The organism is Clostridium sp. CS1-1 (assembly GCF_056135525.1).
The window spans coordinates 3,278,568-3,301,175 of the sequence record NZ_CM148680.1; the positions used below are offsets into that span (position 1 = coordinate 3,278,568).

Here is a 22,608-nt window from a genome sequence, read left to right on the forward strand (position 1 = left end):
TACATATTCAAAGCTCGTTATCACTCAAATACACAAAACCCTTCTCCAATTGCGGAAAAGGGTTAAAATAGCAAAATTAAACTTTAACTATATTCCCTCCGTTGGCATTATCCAATTCAGGTTATAAGGGTCGAAACCTATAGCTTCCTCTCAGACAATACTATTGCCTCCCCCAGTTTGTTTATTATAATAAGACCTTTTAACATTAATAAGTATATCATTTTATAAATAAATATGTCAAACCTTTCGGGTGTTAGGCCATCCTCCTTAACTTTACGTTAACACTGACAATTCTAATAAAATGATTACTCAGTCTAATAGTTTTTATTTATCTGATGGCTACCCGCTCTAATACTCCCTCGCACTCTATGAAAGAAATTTGCACCAAATCGGATATTTGGGTTTTCTGCTTGCACTTTATTTGCTATTTTTATACTCTTTAGATTCGTCTAAATAAAATTTTGCAGACTCTCTGATATGCTCTCTCTCTTTTTCAGTTAATTCACGAATAACTTTTGCTGGAGATCCCATGCATAGAACTCCTGAAGGTATCTTTTTTCCAGCAGTTACAAGACTTCCTGCACCTACTATTGTTTCTTCTCCTACCTCTGCACCATTTAAAATAATAGATCCCATACCTATTAAGCAATTATCTCCAATTTTGCATCCATGTATAATTGCATTATGTCCAACAGTAACATATTCGCCTATTTCTACAGTATTCTCCTCACCTACATGTACTGTGCAATTATCTTGAATATTAGATCCTTTTCCTATATGTATAGAATTACAATCTCCTCTAAGTACAGCACCAAACCATATACTACTTTCCTCTTCTAAGATTACTTTTCCTATAATTTCCGCACTTTCTGCTACAAAGCCATTATCGTGTATTTTAGGTAAATAGTCCTTATAATTACGTATCATTTAAGTCACTCCTTAAAATAGTTATTTCTTAAAGTTATTTATTCTATTAAATTATACCAAATTTTATCGCAAAAGAAAGTATTAACAGTGTGCGTTTTATGTCAGCTTTTGATTGACAAATTTATATTTAACATTTATCTATCTTTCCAGTTACTCTCTAAATCTATTAACATTTTTGAACCAACTAAATTTATAAAGTTACTGTACATCTGTTCTTCTAATTCTTTAAAAGTAATCTTATGCATTTTGCATAAACTTGTCATTATCTGTTTAGTTAGAGTTGGCATCCCCATACTTCTGCTTAGCCATTCCTCTCCACCTGGGCCGTCAGTCTCTACAAATATTCTATTTAGGGGTATAAGTTTTGCTATCTCCCTTATAGTATCCGAATAGTGGAGTTCAGAACTTATTGTAAAATAATACTCTCTCTCCATCATTTTGAGTAAAATATCTTTGGGTCCTGAATACCAATGAACTATTACTCTATTTAGGGAGTATTTATCTAGCAAATTTAAAACTTCCTCCTCAGCGCCTTTGGTGTGAATATTTATAACCTTATCTAGCCTTTTAGCTTCACTTAGAAAAAATTCAAATACCTTCCTTTGTGCTTCAAAGCTTTCTTTATCTTCTACCCAGAAAAAGTCAAGTCCTATCTCACCTATTATTTTTGTTTCCTCTATATAAGGTATGAGTTCTTGAAGATCCTTCTCATAACCTTTAGCTTTCCAAGGATGTATTCCAAAAGTAGAAATTATGTACGGACTCATATTGGATATTTGTTTATTTTTCATATATGACTCTACATCCATAGCATTTGCTATGCTTAGTATTTTATTTTTATTTATTTCTTTTATTGCTCTCCTTAAATCTTTTTCACTATAGTGATCCAAATGAGTGTGTGCATCTATAATCATTTTTACCTCTCCCATAATCTTTGATTTTTTAATTAACAAAATAGCACTGGTGAAGTCACCAGTGCTATTTTGTTATTGTAGAATTTCTCGTAATCGGAATTCTTGCTTCACAAGGAACTGCTGTTTGACACTTTCCACAACCATAACGCGGCGCAAAGCGCTTTTTAGTTACATTTGTTAAAAATTCATCACAAGGTTCATGTTTTTTCCCATTTTCATCTATCGCTTTTACAGGACATCTATGAATACAAGCACCGCAGTTACTGCAATAATCATATAAACCACTGTACTTTCTTTCAGTAGGTTCAAAAGCCATATTTACAATTACACTTCCTATTCTTCCCGCGGAACCCTTTTCTGTTATTAAGGATTTACTTAAGCCGAAGGTACCAATTCCTGCTATATAAGCCGTGTGTCTCTCCGACCAATTACTCTTGAAATCTTTGGAAACAAATCTAGTGTCTAATGCAGGAGCTAAAGCTTCTCCTCCTAAGTCTTTTATTACTTGTACTAAAAACTTTCGAAGTTCGTTATTTACCTTTTCTCCCTCAACTCTACCATATAGCCACTCTAAAGCAGGTAAATCTTTTGTTATACGGTTTGCCTTTCTTACATCCTCGGTAAAAGGAAGAAAATAAGATATAACCGCCTTTGCCTCTGGCATCCACTCTATAGGCGTCATATAATCTACCCCTATAACCTCTTCTTCCTTTAACTTTAAAAATAATGGATCCTCTGTAGTTGCAATGCCTATTAAAGGTGTATCGAAAATTTTTAATCCCTTTAACTCTTCCACTTTATTGTAAGGTGTGTTTTCTATAAACTCTGCTGTGAGTTTAATAATATCATTTATACTTTCCACTGATATCCCCCCAAATTATTTACTTAAACCGCAATATACAAAAAACTTTTATTGTAAAGCGAAACTTCAATACATATAGTTATCAAAAAAGCTTTTTATAAATGCTAATTAAAATAGCTGTCATTTTAATTTTATTATATTTTTAAATTGTTTTACAAGGAAAAATAAGTAAAATCTTCACTTCTACTTTCTATATTATTTAATTTTTGAAAATATATCAATAACCATTTTACTCAGGAATAAACTAAGGATCAAAATTTTTAATAGAAGAATGTAAAAAACACCAGACATATTGAAAAATAATCTGCAAACACTATAGATGTAATTGTTGAATGCTTACAACTCTTATATATGAAAGGAGATAACAATATGAGAAAAAGAAAAATGACTGAAAATATAAAAATCAATAAAGCTCTTGCTTATAGAGAAGAAACCGCTACTTTTGATGCATTAAACGAAGCTAGCGGAAAAACTGATAAAACTGTTAGTCGCAAAAATAAGTAAAGCATTAAAGCTTCCAAGGGCCCTGATTGGTAATATATACAACCTTGGAGGCCTAAACTTATAAATAAATTCAAAAACTTTGTTAATTTGTGATTATTATGATATACTAATATAATAAATAGGAATTACGTACCACCTTCATAAAGGTGGTTTTTTATCTTATAGAACTTTAACTGCATACCAACGACCATAGAAGAAAATAATATAATAAAAAGGAGAATTTTATAGTGAAAAAAAATTATAAAATGAAAAAAACAATATCAATGAAGATGTTTATTACTGAATTTGGAGAAAATTTCTCTGATCACATGAAAGAAAAGTTGTTAGAACTTGAAATTGGATGTGTTCTAACAAGAAAAGAAGACAGCTATAGACTAGATCTCAAACATGTAGAACATAAGCAATATGACTGTCCTTCTGAGGATAACTCAGCTACCACTCAAAAGGAATATGCATATGGACAATTTTTAGTTATTGATAACGTATTGTATTTTACAGACAAATGTAATGAAACCAACCAAGTGATGAAGGCTCCGATTATTAATACTATATTTGATTCTTTAAGTGGTGAAGGTATGATTGCTGACGAAGAAGGAAGTGCAAAAATATTAAATGACAACAATATAGATTATGTTATAGATACAATATTATCAGTATTCCCTGAGGTATCACAAGCACATCTAGATATCGTAAAAGATATGACATCACGCTCTGAAACTAAAGTACTTAATGCTCTTTATAGCAAAACCTATAATTAACCTGTTATAGATGCCTATCTATAACGGGCTTCTATATTTTATGCTTACATAGAAAATGTTAAAATTAAACATAAATACCAATAAGAATATATTGTGTTATTTAAAGTAATGGATTATAATTAGATAGTTAAGTCGAAATAAGTTTTTATAGAACAATTGCAAGGTACAATTTGCAAGATTACAATTGTTTCAAAATATTAGAGTTATATAGAATTAGAATATCAACGAATCTTCTAACCTTCAATTCTTAGAACCTTCAATTTACATCTTCTAGTTTAATCCCTAACTTTTTAATTTTATTTAATTATTGTACTAAATGCTTTCTTATTAGCATATACTACCTTGTTGCTTAGTTTCTATGAGAATTAGTAGGAGGTACTTTAATGAAAACTGAAGAAATATTTATAATTACTCAAGATGTTATTGAAGAATGTTTATCTGAATGTTTAGAAGCGTAATATCTATAATAAGATGCCAATACCTTTGAAGTATTGGCATCTTTTATTATGCTTAGAAAATAACATCTAAAGTCTCCCATTATCTTTATCTAAAATTTTTTAGACAAAGGTTTTCATTCTCTACTTGCCTTATGTTTATCATAATTAAGTATTCTTCTTAATACTCTAACTCATCTGCTTTTACTCTCTTCCTAAATATCCAATAAGTCCAAATCTGATAAGCTAACACGATGGGCACTAAAACCAAAGCTATTTTTGACATGAGTGATAACGTGTATGGGCTAGATACTGCATTATAAATTGTAAGACTATACTCTGGCTTTATACTAGAGACCATAACCCTCGGAAACATACCTAAAAATAATGATCCAACTCCAAGCGCTATTACAAATCCATTTGTTATCATTGCAATTGTTGTATTCCCCTTTTTCACCATAATAAAGGTTACAATTAGAAGAAGTAAAGCAGCTATCGCAGCCCCTAGTGCGAATTTACTATTATACAAGTCAGTTTTAATGAAACTTTCTATGATTAATACTATAGAAGCAATTACCGAATATAAACCAAATTTTTCGGCTATCTTCAACGCTCTCTCCACTAATATCCCTTCAGTTCTTAGTGATAAAAAAACTGCACCATGAAAGATAAATATAAAAAGTGTTGTAATACCTGCTGTTAATGTATATAGAGAAATTAGATCAATGAAGCTACCAATATAATTTAAAGCATTATCAATCGGAACACCTTTAATTAAATTTGCTAATGCAACTCCCCATAATATAGCTAAAACTAGACTACTTCCTGATATAACTCTATCCCAAGTTTTCCTCCAAACTTTATTTTCATGCTTGCTTCTAAATTCAAAGGCAACTCCTCTAAGTATAAGGGCAATAAGTACCAATAAGAGAGCAAGGTAAAAACCACTAAACATAGTAGCATACCAGATTGGAAATGCAGCAAAGATTGCTCCTCCAGCGGTTATAAGCCAAACTTCATTTCCATCCCAAAATGGTCCTATACTATTTATAATAATTCTTCTTTCATCATCTGTTTTACCTAAAAATATTAGAAGTATCCCTACTCCAAAATCAAAGCCCTCAAGAAAGAAAAAACCTATAAATAAAACAGCTACTAACAAAAACCATATAATAGCTAAATCCATAATGATCCCTCCTTATCCGCTTTTAAGCCTGAAATTGAAGTTCTATTTCCCATAGGAGGTTTTTTTGCGAATTTAAACATTAGGCATAAATCTATAATGATTAAAACTGAATATACAGCTACAAATGCTAACAATGATGTTAAAACATAACCACTTGATACTGTAGGTGACACTGCCTGTTCAAGCTTTAATAATCCAAATACTATCCAAGGTGTACGACTTACCTCCGTTAAAATCCATCCAGTGCTATTTGCAATATATGGCAATGCAATCGCGACTACTAAAACTTTAAGAAGTTTTTTCTTTTCATATATATTTTTTCTTATATAGTAATATAAGCTTGCTATTGATAGGAGCAACATAAGCATTCCAGCACCAACCATTAATCTAAAAGTATAAAAGGATATTGTTACAGGTGGAATATAATTCCCTGGTCCATATTGTTTTTCATATCTTGCTTGTATATCATTTAACCCTTCTACTTTACCTGAAAAACTATTGTAACTCATAAAGCTCAAGAGCTTCGGTATTGCTATTTCAAAAGTATTTTTTCTATTCTGTTCATCAATCACGGCTACTACCCCTAAAGGCGCAGGGTCCTTATTTTCCCATATTGCTTCTGCTGCTGCCATTTTCATCGGCAAATGCTTAACAAGGTATTTTCCTTGAGCATCTCCCATTCCTGCTACTAGTAGAGTTGAAATTAATGACGCAATTATTCCTATCTTTAATGATGCTTTAACCCATTCATCTTTGTTATTATTCACCACATGGTAAGCAGAAATTCCCAATATAAAAAACGCTCCTGTTGCCAGTGATGCAAAAATGGTATGTGGAAACTGAACCCAAAGGTGAGGATTTTCAATAACTTCCATAAAGCTTGCCATCTCAGCTCTCCCATTTCTTATAACGTAACCCACTGGTTCATGCATAAACGAATTGGCGGTCAGAATCCAAAAGGCCGAAATAGTAGTTGCTAGTGCTACAATCCATATTGAAAGGAGATGTATTCTTTTGGAGACCTTTTCCCATCCAAAAATCCATATTCCAAGAAAAGTAGATTCTAAGAAAAAAGCAAATAATGCTTCGATAGCTAGGGGTACACCGAAAATATCTCCCACATATTTGGAATAATTTGACCAATTCATTCCAAATTGAAATTCTTGAACAAGCCCCGTTACAACCCCCATGGCGAAGTTTATAAGAAATAATTTTCCCCAAAACTTAGTCATTTGCTTATACTTTTTATCTCCTGTTTTGACATATAAAGATTCCATTACCGCAATAAAAAAGGACAACCCAATTGTTAATGGTACGAAAAAGAAGTGATAAATTGTTGTCACAGCAAATTGCCATCTTGCTAAAGTCAGAACTTCTGCCATTATTGACCTCCTATTTATTATTAATAAAGAATTTCTATTAATAAATATATGCAATCATTTTAAAAAGTTGCATGCTATTTTAAAGCTAATATTATTAAAAATTCTAATCCAAAAACTAAATATATCTTTGCTGTTGTAGGTACAAGAAGTTTTCTTTCATACTTAACATATTTTTTTATTTTTAACAATAAAGGAGTTGTTGTTAGGACTATAACAGAGTATACAGGCAGAAGCCTAAATAAGATTAGTACTATCGTATTAACATATGCAAATAATATTAATATGAAATACAATCCTTTGCCATTTTTATAGCCAATTCGTACAGTGAGAGTTTTCACTTCCTTTTTTTCATCATCTTCATAATCTCTTAATTCATTACCTAATAGAATTGCAGGAATAAATAATCCCAAAGTAAAAGAATATAGTATTGGTACTATGGAAAAGCCACCTGAAAAAACAAAAAAGCTTGCATAAATCATAAGTGGTCCCATCATTATAAAAGACATTATCACTCCTAACCCATACTTCTTATATTCAAAAGGCTTTCCATCATAAGCATATGCTGCAAATATACCAACAACCTGTATAAGCAAAAGTTGCTTTCCTGCATAATAACTTAAATATAAGCCAATAAAGGCTGTAATTATAAAAAATACTATACCTACTTTAAAATTAACTATTTCTTCTTTACTTCTCTTGTAGCCTAAAAAATTAAACTGTCTCCTATTTTGAAGTTCTTCTCCCACCTCTTCATCAAAATAATTGTTCATTAGATTCATTCCGCTTTGAAGGAGCAAACCGGCTATTGTTACTAACAATATCCTTAAAATGTCAAATGATAAGTTTTTTATAATATATCCTTGCTTATTTGCAACTATTATTCCAAGAGTAGTTGATATTAAAGTAACAATTAGTGTGGCAGGCCTACAAGCTTTAATAACGTTCTTAAGCATAGAAAAACCTCCATAAACATATTCTTTTAGGGCTCTAATCAATTTAATTATTACATTTAAAAACACGTTCTATATCTATTAAAAAATAAATAAAATAATTACAGATACTAAATATTAATTGCTAAAAACTATAAATTTATAACAGTTACTTGCTTGAATGAACCTTTGGTTTTAGCTTTTTATTTTAAATTTAGCAAGAAAAGAGGGCAAACTATGCTAAACGAAAAAATATTTATTGAAAACCTTAATAAAGACTTGTTAGAAGTGAGAAAGATAATTAAGTCTACCTTAAAAACTAATAATACTAAAGTTGACATACTTTTCAACGATTTAGCTACTGATGAGGGAAAGCTAATCAGAGGGATTTTCACCTTAATAAGTGGAGGTTTTGGTAAACTAGAAAGAGAAAGACTACTTAAAATTTCTGCTGGTATAGAGCTTTTACATTTAGCTACTTTGGTACATGATGACATCATCGATTCGGCTACTATCAGAAGAAAAAAAGAAACAATTCATAGTAAATATGGTGTGAAAGCAGGATTGTTTACAGGTGATTATCTATTTTCTGAAGCATATATTTTATTTTCTAAAAATTGTTCTCCTAAAAGCATAATAGATGTATCTGAAACTATAAAATTTATCTGTAGTGGAGAAATAAGTCAGTTTTTTTCTCTTTATTCTTTTAACTCAACTATTAAAGACTATTTAAAAAGAATTAACGGTAAATGTGCCTCCCTATTTTCTCTCAGCTTATCCATTGGAGCCTATGAAGGTTGTGCAGAGGCTCATGTAATACATAGGTTAAAAAAAATAGGCTATTACACAGGTATGGCATTTCAATTAATAGACGACTTGCTCGATTTAACATCTTCAGATGCAATTTTGGGCAAGCCTACAGGTAATGACATGAAAGAAGGGATATACAACCTGCCTATTATATATGAATTAAAAAAAGGTAATGAAAAGCTCAAGAGATGTTTAGTAGAAAGCAACTTAACTGAAGCTATTAGCATTTTAAAAGAGTCGGAAGGAGTAATGAAATCTAGAGAACTGGCTCGAAAATATACCAATAAATCTCTTAATCTTATTCAAGAACTGCCAAATACTGATGAAAAGCAAATTTTAAAAGCATTTGTAGAAAAGATGTTATTAAGAAGTTATTGATGAATAGCACTATATAATTAAATTTTTGCTGTATTTGATACTAAAGGGAGAGTGTGACTTTAACCGTGAGTTTAGAACACTGTTTGAAGAGTAGGCTTACAGTGTTTCATGAGCCTTCGATTCAAGAAAATGATAATGATTCTTTTAGCAAAGATTTATTAATTTGCAGAAACAATGTTAAAAAAGATAACATTCAATGAATATATGAATGCGCTCAAAACAATATTCCTATGGAAACTATTTTTAAAACATTGAAAATTGCATAGAGCATAGTGCAAATATGCACTGTGAAAATTTGCATTTTAGTTTTTTCATTAATAGTTTACAAAAGAGAAATTAGAGCCATTTATCACATTGAACATTTATCTAAGTAATAGAAGGATAGGAAAAATATCCTTCTTTCTTTAATTTATAAAAGCACTATAAAACAAACTGGATTATCACTAAATATATCTTCTAGCCATATAATATCTATAGATAAATTTCTAGGAGGAAAATAATGAACATGAACTCATACAGGTGTCCACTTACATTAAATACTACAAGAATATGCAGTAATAATCCTGTAGACACTGCTGTAGAAGTGTCTAAAATTGGTTTTGCTAACATGAAACCTAACGCTGTTATATTAATAAATAAAGATGAAGTTTTCGATGGAATAGCAGCAACTCCCTTAATTCATTTTCCGATTAATGCTTCTCTTTTATTTACTGATGGCAATACGTTAAACCAAGAAACATTAAGCGAAATTAGAAGATTATCTCCTAAAGGTTATAAAGGAATACATATAATTTTAGTTGGTAATATTTCAAGGAATATATCCTTAACCCTAAACCACTATGGCTTTAAAACATATCATGTAATAGGACGAAACCATTTTGAAACTGCTTGTAGGATACCTAGTATAAGAAAAGAGTTTAAAAATATCCTTATAGTCTCTGGTGAAGACTACTCTGAGGGTATTATGGCTGCTTACTGGTCTGCACATCATGGAGATCCTATTTTGTATGTACAGAGGCACTGCATTCCTTACTGCACACTAGAATCTATTATGAAGATGCATGATATAAATATTTATATTATAGGATCAACTAAAACCATATCAGAAGATGTTGAAAGAGCCTTATGTCAACTAGAAAACGTTAAGCACTTAGATAGAATTGATGGAGATACACCTTATGATATAGCAGTTAATTTTGCTAAATATAAAGATTTTAAAACTGAATTTGGTTGGGGAAGGAATTATAGAGAAGGACATGCATTTACATTCGGAGCATTAGATCATCCAATGGACATTATAGCTGGAGTATTATTTGCTCATATGGGCAAACACACACCTCTTGTTTTAACCAGAAATAAAACGGTACCATCTGTAGTTGAAGAATATATTAAATCAGTAAAACCTATGCCTCCAAAAGACATACCTCTCCCTCCATTTATGCACGGCTTTATTCTTGGTGATGCATCCCATATTACCTATCCTACGCAAGTAATGATTGAAAAAACGCTTTCTATTGACCATGAAATGATGAATATGGATTAGGGATATCTAAAAATAAGATACATTAGTGATTTATATGATTTTACATGAAAATCTTGCAGTAATAATTTAACTCCGGATATCTCCGGGGTTAAATTTGGTAGAGTAAACATCTCCTTAATGTATTTTTATCATATCATTCTACTTTGATATGAATGGTATATACAGCGTTATATCCATACCATACCATTTCCTGTCCATGCAATACCGGATATTTCGTGAGTTTTTGTATCTAACATAGAATAACTTTGTGTCTGTTTAATAATTGAATTAACTTTAATAGTAGTTACTGGTGTATAACCTTTATCATCATATTTATTAGGATAATACACGTAATCAATAGTTTGAAAAGGTCCCTCAAACTTATAATCAATTACTTGTATTTCCTTCAGCCATTCGACTTGCCTTAATTCGCCTTTAAAGAATAAAACATCATAAGTCCTATTATTTTAAGAGCATTACTGAGGTACACCTCCAAATGTTATCAATATACAGCATTGGGAGATGTACTTTTTATGTTTTAATACTTATACTGTTATTTTAATAATTATAAGTCTATGTTGGCTGCGTATTTATACATTCTTAATTTGCCGAATACACAAAAAGGAGTGTAGATAGATTTGAATTTACACAAATCTATCTACACTCCCCATTCGAGGTATATTCTAACTTGAATACAAAAGGTTTATTTTTAACATAATCACAAATATGGCAGCTAGTTTTAAATTATCTAAATGCTTTCTTGATATTTACGCCCAAATATCTTTTTTAATTTACTTAACAAACCTTTATTTCTTAATTCCTCCAACTCTTTCTCTAATTTTTCTTTTTCTGATTTCACTTCCTCCAAGGCCTCTATATTTTTTGTTAGGGTATCAATCTTTTTATCTTTTTCTAATATTCCTAGTTCTAAATTATTTATAAGGTCTTTCTTCTCTTTCTCCAGTGTATTTACTCTGCCTTGGAGGATCTCTTTCTCGGATTCTATTTCCAATATCTGTTCTATTGTTAACTTAGTACTTGATAGTTCATTATCTTTAATTGCAATCTCCGACATTAAGGCTTGTATTTTAACATCTTTTTCAGTTTTGAGTTTCTCCAGCTCTTCATTCCTTCCAATAACATTTTGTTCTAAATAAAGTAGTTTATTATTTAGGTTTAACATAAGAGCTTCTTTGCTGGCTATAATTTTTTCGAAGTTAGCTATTGTTTGTTTAAATGTTTCCTCTCGATCCTTTAATAGTACGTTCTTAACGCTTAACTCTTCTTTGTATTCGGTTTTTACGTTTTCTAATTGGGTCTTAAAATACTCTACTTCTTGTCCGAGTTTTTCATTCTCTCTTTTTAATAGTTCAATTTCCGCAGGTGTTGTTTCTGGCTTTACATCATTTTTTACATTTACATTTACAATATCTTCTAAGGTTTCTTTTAATGCCACCTTAGTGTTTTCCTCCAAAATTTCATTATTGCTTACACAGTAATTTACATTTACATCTTCAGTAGTTGTAAGAGCCACTTCATTATAGCCGTTTATTATTTCTTTTAGTCTCAAATAATCATGTTCCAGTATGAGTCTAGACTTGCCTTTTCGTGGAGTCTGTATATTATTTTCCGCAACGAGCTTATCTAAGGTCGGCCGACTAATCCCTAGATTTGTTGCAACTTGGTTTTTGGGATGCCCCTTTGTTATCTTATTTTTAAAATTTACATGCATAGTATCCATATTCCCTCTCCTTACATTACCCAATTTTTATTCTTTAGTTTATAAAACCATACTTTACATGTAAATATTCTGTAAATAAATGTAAATTCCTTCAAAACTTTTATAGAATTTAAAGGAAATTTATTGAAAATAAATAAATATGATGATAACAACCTTAAAAACATAGGTTTTTCAGAAGTAGATATCTGTTTCAACAAGTTATTAATATATTAGCTATCACTTTCACCTCTATAAAAGAGTTGTCTATAACAAAGATTGCAATATTTATTGGAGAAAATACATGGATAAAACTTGTTATATATTAACTATGTGGTTATATGGTGTTTAAATGGTCAAAAGAAGATTTTTGTTGAGAAATAATGGGATAAAAAAATTATAGGGTAGCAGCTTCTTGATTTTTAACCTTATGAAAGTAACTTTTAGTGCTATTTAATACAAGATAATCAATTGGACGGCCAACATCTGTACATGCGGACATTTCAATCTTATACAAATCTTCAATATAATTTATGGCTCCCCGAATATCTAAAGTATTAAAATCTGACAAGTGCTTAACAACATAGTCTATTGTGGTATTAGAGCACCAAGCAAGTATATTATATTTCAGTGTATTATCCATGTTAACATTTTTCCTGGTAAGTATTAAGCTTGATTCAGAAGTGTATTCTAAGTCAAATACAAAAGGTTCATTTTCATCATAACCACAAATGTGATAGCTTGTCTCAAGTTTTGGATAATTCTCTTCTAAAAAACATTTTAATCCTAAAGCAACGTTAAATTGAGATTTAGGAGAAAACTTATCGGATTTGACGTAATCATTAAGTATTTGAATAATAGATTTGCCATCCCATCCGGCATAACCTATTGAAGAAATACCAGTTCTGCTTTCACTAATGTAGAATAATTTTTGTATAGATTCACGTCCTAGTTCTTTCTTTTCGATATAATTATTAACTGCAATCTTTAAACTATCTGCAGCCATTACAATCCCTTGTTTAGTATAAATTGTTGCTAAGCAAGTCATTTAAAATTCATCCTTTCACATATATCTAGTGTACATTCCTATACACTGATTGATTTTATTCATTTTACACATAGACTACATATAGTCAATGTAATCTATAACGTACTCATCTGTGCATAACTTGTTGTTAATTCGTCATTTAAGAAGATTAAGTAGCTATCACAAAAACTAAATATTACGATAGCTACATTTAATTAATGAATTGCGACGCAAAAACGCCGCAGAATTCAATTTTGAATTCTGCGGTGTTTAGGTAAATTGTTCATTTTTTCAGTTGTTACGTTCAATATGAAGATTGTGTTTTAACCACGTAGATGTCTATTACAGTTACAGTTCAATACACTCCACCATTATGATTATTTGGCAGATGGTGTGCTAGGAATCTATCTAACTAAATTTTCCCCATCCTTAAATGCTCTTAAAGATAACTCCTCTAACACTGTTAAATCAGGATTAGTAGTTCCGCAAAAGTGAATACTGTCCTCTAATTTCCAACCATATGCGTTGAAAATATTAGTAATATATTTAATGCCCTCTGTACTTATTTCAGGATTTGAATTAGCTTGAGTAAATATTGTTACTACCTTTTTGCCAGGATGTCTTGGTGTAATGGTGTGTCGTCCATCATGATCAATCAATGAAAATGTACGGTCTACCCAAACTTTTGCTTGACCTGTAATTTGATAATAGTAGATTGGAGAACCAAATACAATAGCATCTGCTTCACTAATAGCCTTATACATTGGCTGAAGATAATCATTAATAGCACAACCATCATGGCTGCGGCAATAGAAGCAGCTTTGACATCCACGAATCCCAGCATCGTTTAAATTAAATTCCATAATCTCAGCACCTTTAGATTCAGCACCTTTTGCCACTTGTTCTAATAATTTCGAAGTATATCCATTCTTTCTTGGACTAGCATTAAAAATAACTACTTTTGACACTTAATATCTCTCCTTCTAAATACAAGTATTTCCTGAATTGAATTAATTATCTACTTACCTATGTTTGTCCCCTTTTATATAATATTTACTCAAATAAAAGTACTTGGTATAATTATTATACTTAAATAAATTTATATTAACAAGAACGCAGAATTTTGTGATTAGGTACTATTTTTCGTACCGAGGAGGAATAGATATGGCTAGCAAAGAAGAATTAGAACAATATTTAAATTTAATAAGAGAATCAGATTTTGACCAAGAATGCCCTATAAAAAGTGTACTGGAAACAATCGGAGGCAAATGGAAACTACACATATTAGGGCAGTTACTAAGAAAGGAAGTGATGCGTTTTAATGAATTAAAAAGAGACATATCAGGAATAACAAATACAATGCTATCAAATTCATTACGTGAACTTGAGAATGATGAATTAATTACTAGAAATCAATATAATGAAATGCCTGTAAGAGTAGAATACGCTTTAACTGATAGAGGAAAAAGTCTGTTGCCATTACTTTATGAATTAACTATTTGGTGGGATGATTATATAAAATATCAAGAAATTTAAAAATAATACATTAAAATTCGACGTTTACCTATTAAGTTAACCGTATCATAAACGGTGATTAGTTTTTAATTTAGTCCTATAGATTGTTTGGGAAATTGAGTAGTTTTTGATTCGAGGCATAATTCAGACTTGAAATCAAACTGTTCTCTTTCTAATCTCAACTTCCGAATCCAACTCTATTCATAATGTTCACCAACTACAATGAAATAAGAACAGGCTATACTTTGGAATCAATATCCATCATATGGTCTGTTTTTACACGTATCTCGGTTGTCCCCGGTTACGTCACAATTTAAACATATTGTTTAAATATCATAGTTCTATGATTAATGAATATGAATTTACAATGTTAACACATTTAAGATCATAAAAAAGGAATTATATCTTATTTATGTTTTGTTAAATATAAAACATAATTTGTGATTTCAGTTTATTATCAAATTCTTCATCTATAAATTAGATAAATTCATATTCATAAAATCTCATTTAAAAGATACGTAATATTGTATTGAATCCTACGGACGTTATTTATTAAGCTTACCATATAGGTCTATTTTATAAAAAAGATACTTTTTAAAGCCTGTGGCATGAGGCATTACTATACCTTTAGGATAGGCATTTTACAGTATATAATAAAAAAATTTAGGGTGAAAACTAAAATTTACAACTGTTATAAGGTTAGACTTATGGTGTGGAATCAGCTTCGAACGAGAGTCTACAGAATCTTATACAGAAGCACTTGAAAGCTCTCAATTATTTTTACAGTTTTCTAAAAGAAAACATTAAAAAAAATTGGAGCTTTTAAAGGTGCTTTTGTATTAGATTCTGTTCTCGAAGTGAGGGCTGATGAAACACCATAAACCTAATCTTATAACATGACGTAACTTACGATTTAGTCGCCCTTTTTTGCAATGGCCTACTTTATGGATTTTTTTGCTATTCCCTCATATAGATACTCTAAGTACTCTGTATCTACACCTTCCTTTTTTAACATATCTATTCTAGCTTTAGCTTTATCTAAACCCTCTCTAGCCTCATCAAAATCCTTTTGTTTGATACTACTGCTCGCATACTCTAATAGATAATCTACTTTTAGAACTACTTCTGCTAGATCTTCTCTATCTTCATTTACTAGTTTTACTAGTAAAGAATATATTTTAGGAGATGTTTTTGCCTTATTAATATTTAATAAATCGTTATTTCTAGTGTTTTTCTTTGCCATTTCTTATTCTCCCTTATCTTCTATAGATTATATTTAGTATGAAAAATTATTATACAATATTATAAAATTATATTCCATATTATGATATAATTCTATAGTTACTATATTACAATGTTCAAGCGGAATTTAAAGCTGTGGCACATAAGATACTTATTAATCTATTAAACTACTTCTGAACTTACTCTGTGTTATACCTAAAAAAAGGGTTATACTATTAGTAGTTACATAACTAATAAATCTATTATTAAATAATATTATTAATAAAAATCCATTACATATACAAAGGAGAGAATTTAAAATGAAAAATATAAAGCTAGACAATAAGGATTTGAACAAAATAAAAATTGTCAATGTTAAGCCAACAGTAAAAGAACATATCCATGGTGGAACTTACACTGGAGATAGAGTAGACGGCAGAATGGAAGGCGAAGGTACTTATCTTTATAAGGACGGTAGCAAATATGTAGGACAATGGCATAACAATAGGATGCATGGTCAAGGTACTCTTACTTGGGTATCCGGTGAAAAGTACATTGGCGAATGGCAAAATGATGAAAAACATGGATATGGCGTATACACTTGGCCTGATGGAGAAAAATATGCTGGTCAATGGGAAAATGGTGAAAAGAATGGGGAAGGCATTTATACTTGGTCTGACGGAGATACTTATGTAGGTGGATGGAAAGATGACCTACGACATGGTGAAGGTGTTCATATTTGGTCAGATGGTGAAAAATACATTGGTCAATGGAAAGATGATAATAGAGAAGGAAAAGGTATGTACTTATGTGCTAATGGCGAGATTCTTATGGGAGAATTTAAGGATAATAAGCTTATTACAGACTAATATTTATTAACTTTTGTTAACTACGACTAATCTAAAAGAATAGTGGCTTCTTACAGAAATACTGAAAACCTAGGTTCAAAACACTAGGCTTGGTAACAAACCCCGTACAATAATGTACGGGGCTAGGGAGCATACATAGATTTGTGTAAATCAAATCTATGTATGCTTTTTTTATGTATGTATAGCTGGTATTTATGGGAATAATAACCACAATGATTTATGAAGGGAGAAAAAGAAATGAAACAATTACAAATACCAGATATAGATTTAAATAAAGAACTAAATAAATGTAAGAGTATGGAGGATTTAGTTGGAAAGAATGGGCTAATGCAACGGTTATTTGGCAACATAATTCAGCAATTCTTAGAGGCTGAGATGGAAGAACATCTCGGTAGAGAGAAGTATGAGAGAGAGAACAATGATAATAAGAACTACAGAAATGGCTATAGTAAGAAGAATATTAGAACCAGCTTCGGAGAAGTTGATGTAAGTGTGCCAAGAGACCGAAAATCAGAATTTGAGCCTAGGATTGTGAAGAAATATGAAACAGTTTGTAATGAGCTTGATAAAAAGGTTATAGGTCTATATGCAAGAGGCATGTCTGTGGACGATATTAAATCAGAAATTGATGAACTTTATGGAGTTGATATATCTCCTACGATGATTTCAAAAATAACAGATAAGGTTATCGAAACGGCTATCGCCTGGCAAAATAGGTCGTTAGACCTTGTATACCCTATAGTTTATATGGATGCTATTCATTTTAAGGTTAAAGAAGAACATAGGATTGTAAGTAAGGCTGCATACATTTGTATGGCTTTAGATACTAAGGGTTATAAGGATATACTTGGTATTTGGATTGGAGAACAGGAAGGAGCTAAGTTCTGGTTATCAGTTTGTAACGACCTTAAAAATAGAGGGGTAAGGGATATACTAATTGCCTGTATGGATGGTCTTAAAGGTTTGCCTGATGCTATAAAAGCTGTGTTCCCTAATGTAAGTATACAAAACTGCATAATACACCAGATTAGAAATTCTATAAGATATGTAGCTTCAAAGGACAGTAAGGCTTTTATGAAGGATTTAAAATCTGTATATCAAGCAACAAGTGAGCAAATAGCTCTAAATTCCCTTCAAACTTTGGAAGACACTTGGGGAGAAAAGTATTCAATAGTTATACAGTCTTGGAAGAATAACTGGGAGAACTTATCTACATATTTTGCTTTTCCACCAGAGATTAGAAGAATAATATATACTACAAATGCTTTAGAGGGATTCAACAGGCAGCTAAGAAAATTTACTAAGATTAGAACATCATTCCCTACGGATGATTCATTGATGAAAGCTCTATATTTAGCTACAGAGCAGATTATGAGAAAATGGACTTCGCCGAGTCAGAACTGGTTCTTAACATTAGCTCAACTTAGTATAATGTTTGAAGATAGGCTTGAACAATATATCTAAAAAGCTACGCTTGTACTTTTTTGAATAAAAGAGAATAATAATGAAAAAATTACAAACAATACTAACAGATAAAAGCTATACTACGACATTATCTAGTATTACCACAAAAAGTAAAAATTACTACAGGAATTTTTTCCTATAGTAATTTCCAATTAAGTTAGACCTCATCTATATAATTTTACACAAACCTATGAACGTTCTCCGGGGCTAACTTTTATTCGATGACTACCATATCTATTTTTTAGAAATATACTTTCTAATATCAAAGGCTACTGCAGAAACAATTATTAAACCTTTTATAATAAGTTGCCAGTATGGGTTAACTCCTATAAAGGTAAGACCATAGTTAATTACGCTAAATATAAGTACACCGACTACTACCCCTGGAACAGTACCAACGCCCCCTGATACTGACCATCCTCCAACAACACAAGCCGCTATTGCATCTAACTCGTACATATTACCGTAATTATTTGTTGCTCCTCCAGTTCTTGCAGCTTCAAGAACACCTGCAATTCCATAGAGTGTACCAGCAATTGCATATAAATATAGTATGCTCCTTTGAACATTAATTCCAGAAACTATAGCAGCATCTTTGTTTCCACCTATAGCATATATACTCTTGCCTAATACAGTTTTGTTTAAAACTACCCATATTATTAGGATTATTATTATAGCAATAATTACTATGTAGGGAATGCCGAATATTGATCCTGTCCCTAGTTCTGAAAAATCTTTTCTTAAACCTCCTATAGGTTGCGAATTATTAGGAGGTAAATTAAAGTAAATAGAGTTTGCTCCATAAACGATAACCATTGTACCTAATGTTGCTATAAACGCTGGCACATTAAATTTTGATACAATAATGCCGTTTATAACGCCAGCCGCAAGTCCTATAAAAACGGCAACTAAAATTGGTATTATTAATGATAACTGAGGTAAATCCGGAAAAAACCTTCTTGCATAATCCGGTGATTGAAGCATTGAAGCAGAGATAACTGCTGAGAAACCTACTACACGACCAGCAGAAAGGTCGGCACCACCAGTTAATATTATGAATGCGGCTCCAAGTGCAATAATGACTCTTGTAGAACTTTGAATCAATATATCACGAAGGCAGTTTATAGATAAAAAACGTGGATCTTTAATGGCAATACATATTACAAGTACTACCAGAACTATATAAATTGCATTCTGTGTAATAAAGTTCTTTATACCTTTTTGATTTGAAATAGCCATTTATAAGCCCCCCTTATTATACCATGTACTTGCTGGCAAGACGCATTACTTCCTCTTCTGTTGCACTATTTCCATCAATTATTCCGGAAAGTCTCCCTTCACACATAACCATTATTCTATCAGACATTCCTAAAAGTTCTGGCATTTCAGAAGATATCATTATGATACTTTTACCTTGCTTTGCTAGTTCCACAATAATAGAATATATTTCATACTTTGCACCTACATCAATACCACGAGTAGGCTCATCGAGAATCAATATCTCTGGTTCTGTAAGAAGCCATCTTGATAATAGCACCTTTTGTTGATTTCCACCGGATAAGTCTTTAATTAAAGTTTTTGCAGAAGGAGTTTTAGTTTTCAGCATATTAATTCCCTTTTCTGTATCTTCTCTCCTCTTCTTATCATCAAGGAGTCCAATTCCATTTTTGTAAGTTTCTATATTTGCAATTACGGTATTTTCAAGAACGGATAGTATTGGAAATATACCTGTTGCCCGTCGTTCCTCAGTTAATAGTGCTATTTTATATTTTTTAGCATCAATTGGTGACCTAATATTGATTTCTTTATCATCAATAAAGATTTTTCCTGACTCAACTGTTCTAAGTCCAAAAAGTGCTTCTAGAAGTTCTGTTCGCTGGGCACCAACCAATCCCCCTACTCCAAGTATTTCTCCCTTTCTCACTTCAAAGGAGACATTTTTAAAGGATTTTGGAAATGGTGATGTTAGTCCTTCAACTCTTAATACTACTTCTCCAGCTTCGTTATCTCTATCTGGAAATCTATTTGTAAGATCACGTCCTACCATCTTAGAAATTATTAAATCTGTAGTTAATTCTTCAGCATCCCATGTACCAATTTTTTTTCCATCTCTCATTATAGTTACTTCATCGGATATCTGAAGTATTTCCTCCATCTTATGGGATATATATATAATTGCAACTCCTTTTTCTTTTAAATCTCTTATAATTTTAAATAGATGCTCTACTTCATTTTCAGTCAAAGAGGAAGTAGGCTCGTCCATAATTATAACTTTTGCATTATATGAAATTGCTTTAGCTATCTCCATTTGTTGCACTATGGAAACTGATAAACTTCCAACTATAGTATCTGGATTAACATCTATATCTAAGCCTTTAAATAGCTCCTCAGTGTCCTTATACATTTTCTTTTCATCAATCAACTTAAAAAAACCGTAATTCTTCAATGGAAATCTTCCTAGCCACATGTTTTCCATAGCATTTCGAAATTTAACTGGATGAAGCTCCTGATGAATCATTGCAATACCCTTATCAAGAGCATCTTTAGAGCTATTCATAATCACCTTTTCCCCATTTAACAGTATCTCACCTGAATCTTGTTTATATATACCAAAAAGACATTTCATAAGTGTGGACTTACCAGCACCATTTTCTCCCATAAGCGCATGTACAGTACCTGCACGCACCTTTAAAGTTACATTATCTAATGCTTTTACGCCTGGAAACTCTTTTGAAATATTATTCATTTCCATTAGGTACTTCTCTTCATTCACCTTGTTCACCTCCTATATATCTTCATCAGATGGCTATCTTTTCGGATTTCAACCCCCACCTGAAGCTTCGTTAAAATAATTTGAATCTTATAGTTAGAAAACAAGGAGTCAATGAAAAAGTACATTACTCCTTGTTTTCTTTTCAGAATATTTTTAGTTATAATACTAAATGCTTATTTAGCTTCATTCATATTTTCTTTAGTTATTGGTTTGTAGTTTATCCATATATATTTTCCATCAGTTATATCATAGCCAACGTTTTCCTTACTTGGAGTTTCTCCCTTTGCAAGGACTTCTGAAACCTTAAATGTAGCAATACCTTGATTTTTAGCATCGTTTAATACTGTTCCAAGCATTGTTCCATCTTGGATTGCTTGTAATCCTGGCGCGGTTGCATCAACACCAACTACTGGAACATACTTATCCCCTTTAAAATATCCACCAGCTTTTAGAGCTTCAATTGCTCCAAGGGCCATATCATCGTTGTTAGCAAACACTGCTTCTATCTTATCTCCATTTGAAGCTAAGAATGCAGCCATTTTTTCTTGTCCTTTTACACGATCCCACATAGCAGTATCTTCAGCAAGTTTTTGTACCTTTAATCCTGAATCTTCTACAGCCTTAATTGAATATTTTGTACGAAGTTCAGCATCTTGGTGACCCGGTTCACCTTTTAACATTACATACTGAATAACTCCATCCTTGTTCTTATCTGCTTCTGGATGAGCCTTCCAATACTTAGTTATAAGTTCCCCTTGCATTGTTCCTGATTGTTCAGCCTTCGCACCAACATAATAAACTTTGTCCCATTTCTTCATATCTTCTGGTAGAGGTTCACGGTTAAAGAATACAACTGGTATGTTCGCTTTCTGTGCTTTATCGATAATTACACCTGCTGCTGTACGATCAACAGGGTTAATTTCTAAGCTTTTTACCTTTTTAGTTATAAAAAGATCTACTTTATCATTTTGGGTGGCTTGTGAATTTTGGCTATCTACTATTTCTACATTAGCTTTATCCTTTGCAGCATCAGAAATGGCATTACGAACTCCTGTCATAAATGTGTCGTCAAATTTATAAATTGCACAACCTATAGCTGCTTTTTCATTTTTAGTTTCTGCCGGTTTTGAAGCCTGCTCAGTTGATCCGCATCCTGTAAAACCTGCTGCTAATGCCGCTGCTAAAATCACCATTGAAATTACCTTTTTCATTAAAAGTACCCCCTAAGTATTTTAAAATTTATATCATGATCTATAGTTATCTACTAAAAAGCTAGTAAAAATAATATAGATCAATAATACTTCCCCTTAGACACCCTAATACATATATAGAACGTTTGCAAATATTATGTAAATTTAATAAGACGAAACATTTATCTCACACTATACTTTATTTTATTTCTTAAAGATTTATTAC

Annotated in this window: 21 protein-coding genes and 1 riboswitch; of the genes, 7 read left to right on the forward strand and 14 right to left on the reverse strand. The window is 31.5% G+C overall.

The window, feature by feature from the left end:
- Positions 1–76: 76 nt before the first annotated feature.
- Positions 77–184: riboswitch (TPP riboswitch) on the reverse strand.
- Between the two features lie 233 nt (positions 185–417).
- From AC0N0V_RS15255 to AC0N0V_RS15265, 3 genes are all read right to left on the reverse strand, one after another.
- Entirely contained in the window at positions 418–927 is a 510-nt protein-coding gene (locus tag AC0N0V_RS15255) for a gamma carbonic anhydrase family protein (RefSeq protein WP_474458897.1), read from the reverse strand.
- Positions 928–1,061: 134 nt separating this feature from the next.
- Positions 1,062–1,841, reverse strand: a complete 780-nt coding sequence (locus AC0N0V_RS15260; protein WP_474458898.1) for a TatD family hydrolase — start codon at positions 1,839–1,841, stop codon at positions 1,062–1,064.
- A 64-nt stretch (positions 1,842–1,905) separates the two neighbouring features.
- Entirely contained in the window at positions 1,906–2,703 is a 798-nt protein-coding gene (locus tag AC0N0V_RS15265) for a 4Fe-4S binding protein (protein ID WP_474458899.1), read from the reverse strand.
- A gap of 369 nt (positions 2,704–3,072) precedes the next feature.
- On the opposite strand from AC0N0V_RS15265, the gene AC0N0V_RS15270 reads away from it, so the two are divergent.
- Positions 3,073–3,207 carry a hypothetical protein gene (locus tag AC0N0V_RS15270; protein ID WP_474458900.1) on the forward strand — a complete coding sequence of 45 codons (135 nt, stop codon included), beginning with the start codon at positions 3,073–3,075 and terminating at the stop codon, positions 3,205–3,207.
- Positions 3,208–3,434: 227 nt separating this feature from the next.
- Positions 3,435–3,965: a hypothetical protein gene (locus AC0N0V_RS15275; protein ID WP_474458901.1), complete on the forward strand. Its 531-nt coding sequence runs from the start codon at positions 3,435–3,437 to the stop codon at positions 3,963–3,965.
- A 615-nt stretch (positions 3,966–4,580) separates the two neighbouring features.
- Here AC0N0V_RS15275 and cydB read toward each other — a convergent pair.
- The 3 genes from cydB to AC0N0V_RS15290 form a co-directional block, all read right to left on the reverse strand.
- A complete protein-coding gene (cydB, locus tag AC0N0V_RS15280) occupies positions 4,581–5,585 on the reverse strand; it encodes a cytochrome d ubiquinol oxidase subunit II (RefSeq protein WP_474458902.1) in 1,005 nt (334 codons plus the stop codon).
- Positions 5,576–6,967, reverse strand: coding sequence for a cytochrome ubiquinol oxidase subunit I (locus tag AC0N0V_RS15285; RefSeq protein ID WP_474458903.1), 1,392 nt, complete (start codon positions 6,965–6,967; stop codon positions 5,576–5,578). The genes cydB and AC0N0V_RS15285 overlap by 10 nt, the downstream gene beginning before the upstream one ends.
- A gap of 74 nt (positions 6,968–7,041) precedes the next feature.
- Positions 7,042–7,920, reverse strand: coding sequence for a UbiA family prenyltransferase (locus tag AC0N0V_RS15290; protein WP_474458904.1), 879 nt, complete (start codon positions 7,918–7,920; stop codon positions 7,042–7,044).
- 213 nt (positions 7,921–8,133) lie between these two features.
- On the opposite strand from AC0N0V_RS15290, the gene AC0N0V_RS15295 reads away from it, so the two are divergent.
- Both AC0N0V_RS15295 and AC0N0V_RS15300 read left to right on the forward strand, forming a co-directional pair.
- Positions 8,134–9,084: a polyprenyl synthetase family protein gene (locus AC0N0V_RS15295; RefSeq protein WP_474458905.1), complete on the forward strand. Its 951-nt coding sequence runs from the start codon at positions 8,134–8,136 to the stop codon at positions 9,082–9,084.
- A 499-nt stretch (positions 9,085–9,583) separates the two neighbouring features.
- Positions 9,584–10,627: a cell wall-binding repeat-containing protein gene (locus tag AC0N0V_RS15300; protein WP_474458906.1), complete on the forward strand. Its 1,044-nt coding sequence runs from the start codon at positions 9,584–9,586 to the stop codon at positions 10,625–10,627.
- A gap of 167 nt (positions 10,628–10,794) precedes the next feature.
- Here the strand turns inward: AC0N0V_RS15300 and AC0N0V_RS15305 are convergent, their stop codons facing one another.
- The 4 genes from AC0N0V_RS15305 to AC0N0V_RS15320 form a co-directional block, all read right to left on the reverse strand.
- Complete coding sequence (locus AC0N0V_RS15305; RefSeq protein WP_474458907.1) at positions 10,795–10,956, reverse strand: hypothetical protein; 162 nt, start codon at positions 10,954–10,956, stop codon at positions 10,795–10,797.
- A gap of 398 nt (positions 10,957–11,354) precedes the next feature.
- Positions 11,355–12,347 (reverse strand): hypothetical protein, encoded by a 993-nt coding sequence (locus tag AC0N0V_RS15310; protein WP_474458908.1) that lies wholly within the window; start codon positions 12,345–12,347, stop codon positions 11,355–11,357.
- Between the two features lie 373 nt (positions 12,348–12,720).
- Positions 12,721–13,371, reverse strand: coding sequence for an Ntn hydrolase family protein (locus AC0N0V_RS15315; protein ID WP_474458909.1), 651 nt, complete (start codon positions 13,369–13,371; stop codon positions 12,721–12,723).
- A gap of 383 nt (positions 13,372–13,754) precedes the next feature.
- Positions 13,755–14,318, reverse strand: a complete 564-nt coding sequence (locus AC0N0V_RS15320) for a flavodoxin family protein (RefSeq protein WP_474458911.1) — start codon at positions 14,316–14,318, stop codon at positions 13,755–13,757.
- Positions 14,319–14,514: 196 nt separating this feature from the next.
- Here AC0N0V_RS15320 and AC0N0V_RS15325 point away from each other — a divergent pair, with 196 nt between their 5' ends.
- A complete protein-coding gene (locus AC0N0V_RS15325) occupies positions 14,515–14,886 on the forward strand; it encodes a winged helix-turn-helix transcriptional regulator (RefSeq protein WP_474458913.1) in 372 nt (123 codons plus the stop codon).
- Between the two features lie 916 nt (positions 14,887–15,802).
- Here AC0N0V_RS15325 and AC0N0V_RS15330 read toward each other — a convergent pair.
- Positions 15,803–16,108: a hypothetical protein gene (locus AC0N0V_RS15330; protein WP_474458915.1), complete on the reverse strand. Its 306-nt coding sequence runs from the start codon at positions 16,106–16,108 to the stop codon at positions 15,803–15,805.
- 298 nt (positions 16,109–16,406) lie between these two features.
- Here AC0N0V_RS15330 and AC0N0V_RS15335 point away from each other — a divergent pair, with 298 nt between their 5' ends.
- Positions 16,407–16,955 (forward strand): MORN repeat-containing protein, encoded by a 549-nt coding sequence (locus AC0N0V_RS15335; RefSeq protein WP_474458916.1) that lies wholly within the window; start codon positions 16,407–16,409, stop codon positions 16,953–16,955.
- Positions 16,956–17,192: 237 nt separating this feature from the next.
- Positions 17,193–18,419 (forward strand): IS256 family transposase, encoded by a 1,227-nt coding sequence (locus AC0N0V_RS15340; protein WP_474464472.1) that lies wholly within the window; start codon positions 17,193–17,195, stop codon positions 18,417–18,419.
- A 234-nt stretch (positions 18,420–18,653) separates the two neighbouring features.
- Here AC0N0V_RS15340 and mglC read toward each other — a convergent pair whose 3' ends face one another.
- From mglC to AC0N0V_RS15355, 3 genes are all read right to left on the reverse strand, one after another.
- Complete coding sequence (gene mglC / locus AC0N0V_RS15345; RefSeq protein WP_474458917.1) at positions 18,654–19,658, reverse strand: galactose/methyl galactoside ABC transporter permease MglC; 1,005 nt, start codon at positions 19,656–19,658, stop codon at positions 18,654–18,656.
- 16 nt (positions 19,659–19,674) lie between these two features.
- Positions 19,675–21,171, reverse strand: a complete 1,497-nt coding sequence (locus AC0N0V_RS15350) for a sugar ABC transporter ATP-binding protein (RefSeq protein ID WP_474464554.1) — start codon at positions 21,169–21,171, stop codon at positions 19,675–19,677.
- A 194-nt stretch (positions 21,172–21,365) separates the two neighbouring features.
- Positions 21,366–22,403, reverse strand: a complete 1,038-nt coding sequence (locus AC0N0V_RS15355; protein ID WP_474458919.1) for a galactose ABC transporter substrate-binding protein — start codon at positions 22,401–22,403, stop codon at positions 21,366–21,368.
- Positions 22,404–22,608 lie beyond the last annotated feature (205 nt).